Source organism: Liquorilactobacillus satsumensis DSM 16230 = JCM 12392, from assembly GCF_001435195.1.
Lineage (GTDB): Bacteria > Bacillota > Bacilli > Lactobacillales > Lactobacillaceae > Liquorilactobacillus > Liquorilactobacillus satsumensis.
Genome location: NZ_AZFQ01000052.1, coordinates 1 through 6,993, shown reverse-complemented (window position 1 = coordinate 6,993; position 6,993 = coordinate 1). Strand labels below are relative to the sequence as shown.

Annotated in this window: 4 protein-coding genes; 1 reads left to right on the top strand and 3 read right to left on the bottom strand. The window is 39.7% G+C overall.

The features are described 5' to 3' along the window. Positions 1-718 precede the first annotated feature (718 nt). From FD50_RS08655 to FD50_RS08645, 3 genes are read right to left on the bottom strand one after another with little or no spacing between them, the layout of a single operon-like run. Positions 719-1,690 (bottom strand): Ppx/GppA family phosphatase, encoded by a 972-nt coding sequence (locus tag FD50_RS08655; protein WP_056961167.1) that lies wholly within the window; start codon positions 1,688-1,690, stop codon positions 719-721. A gap of 6 nt (positions 1,691-1,696) precedes the next feature. After that, the gene (locus FD50_RS08650; protein ID WP_056961166.1) at positions 1,697-3,853 is read right to left on the bottom strand and encodes an RNA degradosome polyphosphate kinase; all 2,157 of its coding nucleotides are present in this window, start codon (positions 3,851-3,853) and stop codon (positions 1,697-1,699) included. After that, on the bottom strand, positions 3,850-5,367 hold the full coding sequence (locus tag FD50_RS08645; protein ID WP_235803455.1) for an exopolyphosphatase: 1,518 nt from the start codon (positions 5,365-5,367) through the stop codon (positions 3,850-3,852). Before FD50_RS08645 ends, FD50_RS08650 begins: the two co-directional genes overlap by 4 nt. 245 nt (positions 5,368-5,612) lie before the next feature. Here FD50_RS08645 and FD50_RS08640 point away from each other — a divergent pair, with 245 nt between their 5' ends. Further along, entirely contained in the window at positions 5,613-6,734 is a 1,122-nt protein-coding gene (locus FD50_RS08640) for a D-alanine--D-alanine ligase family protein (RefSeq protein WP_056961165.1), read from the top strand. The last annotated feature ends 259 nt before the right edge of the window (positions 6,735-6,993 follow it).

The following is a 6,993-nucleotide window of genomic DNA, read 5'->3' as shown; positions in this document are numbered from 1 at the left end:
TTTATCCGGAATAAAAGAGGGGCTGTGACAAAATTTAACTTTTGTCACAGCCCCTTATTTTTTATTTTGAAAAAATTCATAGCATAGTCACAACCCGACTATCTTGCAATTTGATGTTAGTGCTCAAAGGCTAAACGGTGGTTGTCGGCACTTCTATTTAACGTGCTCCAACCACCAGCCTTCTGCGCCTAGCTAAAAATTGCGCATAGTCACAACCCGACTATCTTGCAATTTGATGTTAGTGCTCAAAGGCTAAACGGTGGTTGTCGGCACTTCTATTTAACGTGCTCCAACCAGCAACCTCCTGTGCCTAAGCCAGAATTATGCGTAACCAAACCCAGGTTACTTTATAATTCTGACCTTAGTCCACGGCGGCTGAACGCTGGAAGTCGGCACTTCTATTTAACGTGCTCCAAAAGGCAGGTTTTTGTGTTTAGCATGGATCACACCGGTAACAAGGTCAGTTACCATTGTGATCCGACGCTAAGCCTCAAAACCTAGCGCCTTTTTGCACACTTCTATTTAACGTGCTCCAACCACCAGCCTTCTGCGCCTAGCTAAAAATTGCGCATAGTCACAGACCGACTATTTTGCAATTTAGCGCTAGTGCTCGAAGTCTCCCGGCGCTTGTCGCACTTCTATCTTAACGTGCTCCAACCAGCAACCTCCTGTGCCTAAGCCAGAATTATGCGTAACCAAACCCAGGTTACTTTATAATTCAGGCCTTAGTCCACGGCGGCTGAATGCTGGAAGTCGGCACTTCTAGTTTACTTGTTTCAAGATAGTCAAAGAACGCACCTTCACGTAGCCCATGATTTGAGAACAAAATTTCAGGGATGTGCAAAGTTCTTAAAATAAGAGAAATTGGGATTAAACCACCAACAATTACATCTGCACGTACTTTTGATAGCCCAGGGATTTTTTCACGTTCTTTTCGGTCACGGTCAACCAGATTTGCAAAAATTTCAAAGGCATTTTGACTAGGCAGCTTGAAACCATGCAGATCAGGCAAAGGATCAAGGTTGAGTTTGCGCCGTGCGATTTTTGCAAGCGTTCGATTACTTCCTCCCAGTACGACCAACTTGCTTTTATGTGCTTCAAACAGCCAATTGACATCGGTCAATTCCTTTTCAATTGCGGTCATCGCAAGAAAAAGATCGGAGGCTTTGATTTCATCATTCAAATTAAAAGTCTGAGAAATGGTGACAGAACCAAACGGCAAACTGATCAGCTTGCGGACCTGCTGATCTTTTACTAAAATTAATTCTGTGCTGGCACCACCTGTGTCAATTATCAGACAATTATCTCCAACAGCTAAGGTTTTTGTGACTCCCAGAAAGTCTAAATAGGCTTCTCTACGGCCAGTGATAACTTGAAAATTGAGTCCAATTTCTTTTTTGACTAATTTCAAAAAATCAGCCTGATTTACGGCTTGTCTAACCGCAGCAGTTGCTAAGGCTTCTATATGGACATTTGGTAGTGCCGCGTAGATTTTTTTGAACTCTTTCAAAGCGTTGAGTGTGCGCTCAATCGGTTCTGCTTGTAAGATTTTTTTAGGTCCCATGTTTTCTGAAAGGCGTACCATTTCTTTGAGTTGATGGGTGACCTCAATACTGGCATCTTTCTTAATCTGTGTAATTGTCATTCTAACAGAATTTGAGCCTAGATCGATCACCGCAAAATTAATCATGTGTGCTTATTCCTCCCTCTGATCATCAGGTAACGAGCTATCGTGTTGAGTCATTGGTGTGAACACCGAATCATCACGTGCAGCTTCTTTTTGCCTGTCCAACAATAGCTTATTTTTCTTCTGTGCTTCTGCTACAAAGTATTCTTGCGCACTTAAGCGCGCTAATCCGCGACGATCGATTTTTTCAAAGGACTCGCCATTAAGAACGCGGGTTTTAACATTATCCTCCCACATTGTTTTGAAAATTGAAATTATTTTGCGCTGCAAATCTTCTTGCAAAGCAGGGAAGAGAAGTTCCACACGGCGATCTAAATTTCTAGTCATCATGTCCGCACTTGAGAGATAGACGTCTTCTTTGCCTTCATTATAAAAGTAATAAATGCGACTATGTTCCAAGAAACGACCAACAATCGAGTGTACTTCAATATTGTTACCAATAGCGGGCAGGTCATTTTTTAGACAGCAAATTCCCCGAACAATTAACTGGATTTTAACTCCAGCAGCAGCAGCTTCATAGAGTTTTTCGATGATTTTCTGATCGGACAATGAGTTCATCTTCATTTTGATCAGGGCTTTCTTACCGGTTTTGGAAATTTTAATCTCCTCATCAATTTTTTTGTTAATGAACTCTCGTATTTTATGTGGAGAAATGTGCAGTTTGTGGAAATAAGGCGGTTTAGAATAACCTGATAGCATATTAAAGAGGTGTGAAGCATCGACTCCAATATCACTGTTGGCAGTTAAAATTCCCATATCGGTGTAGAAATTAGCAGTCACGTCATTGTAATTTCCAGTGCCTAGATGGAGATAACGTCTGATACCATCTTCATCGTGCCTGATGACTAGAGCAACCTTGCAGTGAGTTTTTAATCCAACGAGACCGTAGATAACATGACAGCCCATTTTTTCAAGCTGTTTTGCCCAACGGACGTTGTTTTCTTCGTCGAAACGTGCTTTGACTTCGACTAAAACTGTAACTTGTTTACCATGTTGAGCGGCCATTCCAAGATACTTAATAATTGGAGAGTTCCCAGAGACCCGATACAGGGTCATCTTGATGGCTAAAACATTTGGATCAGTTGCAGCTTGTTCGATAAAACGAACAACGGTTGCAAAGGAATCATAGGGGTGATGCAGCAAAAAATCCCGTTTTCTTAGGGCAGCAAAGATATTTTTACCTGCCGTCAATTTGGGATCCACGAAAGGTTTAAAAGCAGGATAGGATAAATCTGCATGCCCCGTGACTACACGCGGTAGTTTCTTGAGAAAAGTTAGATCAATTGGTCCGTTTATGCGGTAAACTGCCTTATCGTCAACTGCCAGTGTTTTGATAAGCCGTTTACTAAGGCGCTCACTCATTGTGTTCTCAATTTCAAGACGCATTACACCACCATGTTCACGCTGCTTTAATTGTTTTTGAACTTCGCGCAGTAAATCAGAGGTGTCTTCTTCTGCAACATCTAGGTCCATATCACGAATCACACGATAAGCAGCAGCTTCGCTAACCCTGTATCCCGTAAAGAGACTACCGATAAATTCTTTAATCACGTCTTCCAAGAGGATAAAGGTATTGTCTGCATGCGGCAGTCGAATGATGCGTGCGAAAACATCAGGGATGCGCACGGTAGCAAAACGTTTGTTTTTCTCATTACTGCTTTCATGAATTCTGACTGCAATGTTGAGCGAATTATTACTGATGAACGGGAAAGGACGCGATGAATCGTCTGCCAGTGGAGTCAAGACCGGATACAGTTCATCATTAAAATAGCGCCTGATAAATTTATATTGTTCTTCGGTAGCTTCTGAGGCTTTAATAATTCTTATATTATTTTTTTCGAGTTGCGGAAGGAGCGAACGGTTGTAAGTTGTGTATCTTTTTTCGACCATTTTTTGTTCTTGAATGTTAATGGCGTCAATTTGTTCCTTGGGCGTCATTCCGGAAGCATCTGTTGTTTGAATATTAACAGAATACATCTTGTTGAGCGAAGCAACTCGGACCATAAAGAATTCATCGACGTTGCTTTGAGTAATTCCCAAAAAATTAACCCTTTCCAGTAGAGGATTTTCCGGATCACGCGCTTCTTCTAAAACACGTCCGTTAAAGTCAAGCCAGCTTAACTCGCGATTTTTAAAATAACTATGATTATCAAAATTTTCTGTCATTTTAGTTGCCTCCGTTGCTTCAAAATAGGCTTAATGCCAAAGACTTCTTCAAAAAGGTCTGCCTTGTTGGAGAAAGACCATTTTTCTAAAGCTAGATTTTGATTTGAATATGCAGAAATGATCATTTCGGTGTTACGTAATGAAACTGAGATTTTACTGATCTTTTCTTCACGTGAGTCATCAAGTGCGTCAGCCAAGCGCAGCAGTGCAGCTAATTTAGCCACTTTCATTTGAACCTCTGGGTCGAGTTTTTGAAAATGCGGCTGCTGCGATTCGGGAGATTCACTGCTGTGATAGCGTGAGACTTCAGCAATGATCTGATTTTCTTCATTGGAAAGACCGATTAGCTTATTAGCTTCTAGAATGTACGCTGAGTGACGGTAATGGCCTTGTTGATTAATGTAGTTTCCAATGTCTGCAACGATGCAAGCAACCTGCAGTAAAAGACGTTCCCGTTTTCCTAGATGATGGATCTTTTTCAGTTGATCGAAAAGATGCAGTGCAATTTTTGACACGTTTTCACGATGTGATTTACTTGTTAAATAACGCCCAGCAATATTTTCAGCTGCTGTCACGATCATTTCTTCTAAGTGACTTGTTGAAATTCCAATTTTGTCAGCACGTTCAATTGCCAAGCCATCAGAGACTGTTATATTGGTCACAACAATTTTCTTAACATTGATCAATTTGATGATTTTATGAATTAATAAGAAGTAAGGAACGATGCGTGCGACATCATTTTCATCAACATTAAAGTAGTCCATTAGAAATTGATCAGAAGAACTAATAATTTTACGGTAGAGTTCATCAAATTCTGTACTGTTTAAAGCGTAATAACTTTTTCCTTGCGGAATGAAACGCTTATTGAGTGCCGTAGCATCTTGAATTATCAGACTGGAAGGAGCTCTTTTCCCAAAGAAAATATGGCGCAGATGTTCAAGTTTGCTGCCAATATAATCATCGAGGACTTCAACTGGATTACTAGTGACGGGTTTTAAAGCAGCAGATACTTCATGAATCTGTACAGCACCCAAGTCAATGTTCCAGGTTGAAGCAAATTTCTGCTTGTTAAAGTGAGAAAGTGAAACACGTTCTGATCCAAGACTTAGCAAGAAAGTAGAGGCCAGGCTGAGTTTTTTAAAATTGTCTAGATGCGTAATCACTGCCGCAGCTTTATAGTACGTCAGCTGACTGGTATTTAACCAGCGAACTCGTAATGAAGTTCTAATATAAATTTGCTCACCCAGATAGCGTGCACTAATTGCGTCTAGTGATTGTTGATTTGCCCAGAAATGATAGTTTTTGACGCCATAATCTTTTAACAGGTGGATAAAGCCATTCAGTGAAGTGGTAATTGTTTCTATATTATGTTTATATTCATAACTGCGATTATCAAAAAAATTAGAAGTTGCACTCTCAACTACCTTGAGAGAGTGCAGATTAATAATTGCAAGATTGACCTGTCTCGAAGTCATATAGATGATCCCGTACAATTTTTCAGCCAAATAAATCACCCCGATTTTTAATTACTACCTTAATTTTAACATGTTCATGTCGGTTATAAAGAAAAGATTATGTAAATATGAGTTCAAAAAGAGCCCAAAATAAAATAACGAAGACATTTAACTGACAAATGTGGTGTTCTCGTGGTATTATCTTTTATAGCAGTGAGAGCTGCTTGGACAACCTTAAGCTAAAAATTATCGTATAATAGAATAAACCGTATAATAAGATTACTGAATAGGAATGAGTTATATTCATGAATAAGAAAAAATTGCACGTTGCATTGTTTTTTGGAGGGAATTCATCCGAACACGATGTCTCTAAGCGCTCGGCGCATAATATCTATGATGCACTGGATAAGGATAAGTACGAAGTTTCAGTATTTATGTTTACCATGGATGGTTACTTGTTAGGAAACAAGGATTCGATGCGCATTTTTGATGGAGAAGACGAAGATCAAGTTGTGGCGGATGTAGTGCCGCATGTTGATTTTACTAATCCGTTAGCAAACATTCAGAATATTTCTGAAGTAAAGAATATCGATGTTTTCTTCCCTGTTATTCACGGTAATATGGGTGAAGACGGAACTGTTCAAGGACTTTTCCGGTTATTAAATAAGCCGTGGGTTGGAAGCGGTGTTGCTTCATCAGGGATTTCTTTTGATAAGGATTTGACCAAACAGCTTCTGACTTATCATGGGATCCGAAATACTAAGTATGTTGTGGTAACTCCTGAAAATCAGGCTGAGTGGTCCTACGAAAAATGCAGTGAAAAACTTGGAAATGTACTTTTTGTGAAACCAGCTCGTCAAGGTTCTTCTGTTGGTATTTATAAAGTTGAGAACAAAGCTGAGTTTGACAAAGCAATTCAAGATGGCTTTCATTATGACTTCAAGCTGTTGGTAGAAGAATCAATTCAACAGCCACGCGAGGTTGAATGTTCTGTCCTGGGTAATCGTAAAGCACAAGCTTCAAAGCTGGGTGCAATTAAAATTCCTGAATCAGATGTCTTCTATGATTATAACAACAAGTTTGTTGATGCTTCAGGAGTTGAATTTCAGTTGCCTGTTAATTTACCCCAGGAGTTAGCGGCAGAGATTACGCAGATGTCCCTCGACGCCTTTAGAGTTTTAGGTAACCGCGGATTAGCACGGATGGATTTTCTAGTAGATAAAGATAATGTTCCGTATTTTGGAGAAGTAAATACTCTCCCAGGTTTTACAAACATTTCGTTATATCCACAGTTGTGGGAAGTAACTGGAATCGGGTACAGTGATTTATTGGATCGTTTAATCGAATTAGCTATTGAAGAATTCAACGACAATGCGAAGTTGCATTATGATTTTGTTGAATTGGGCGCAGAAAAGCTTCCAGATTAGATTAAAGGCAATGTTTAAGAGAGTTTGCCGAGAGTTGTAGTTTTATCAGGTAAAATTAAAGAGAGTGTGACATAAGTCGGGAAAATTTGAGTGCTAACTCGAAATTACTCATAGCGAGTACTTTGCTATGAGTAATTCGAAGTTAGACGGAGAATTTTGACTTATGGAACACGTTTATCCGAAATAAAAGAGGGGGGCTGGGTCAAAAGTCCTCTAAAATAAAAGAGATTGTCGAAAATCGTTCTGGGATTTTCGACAA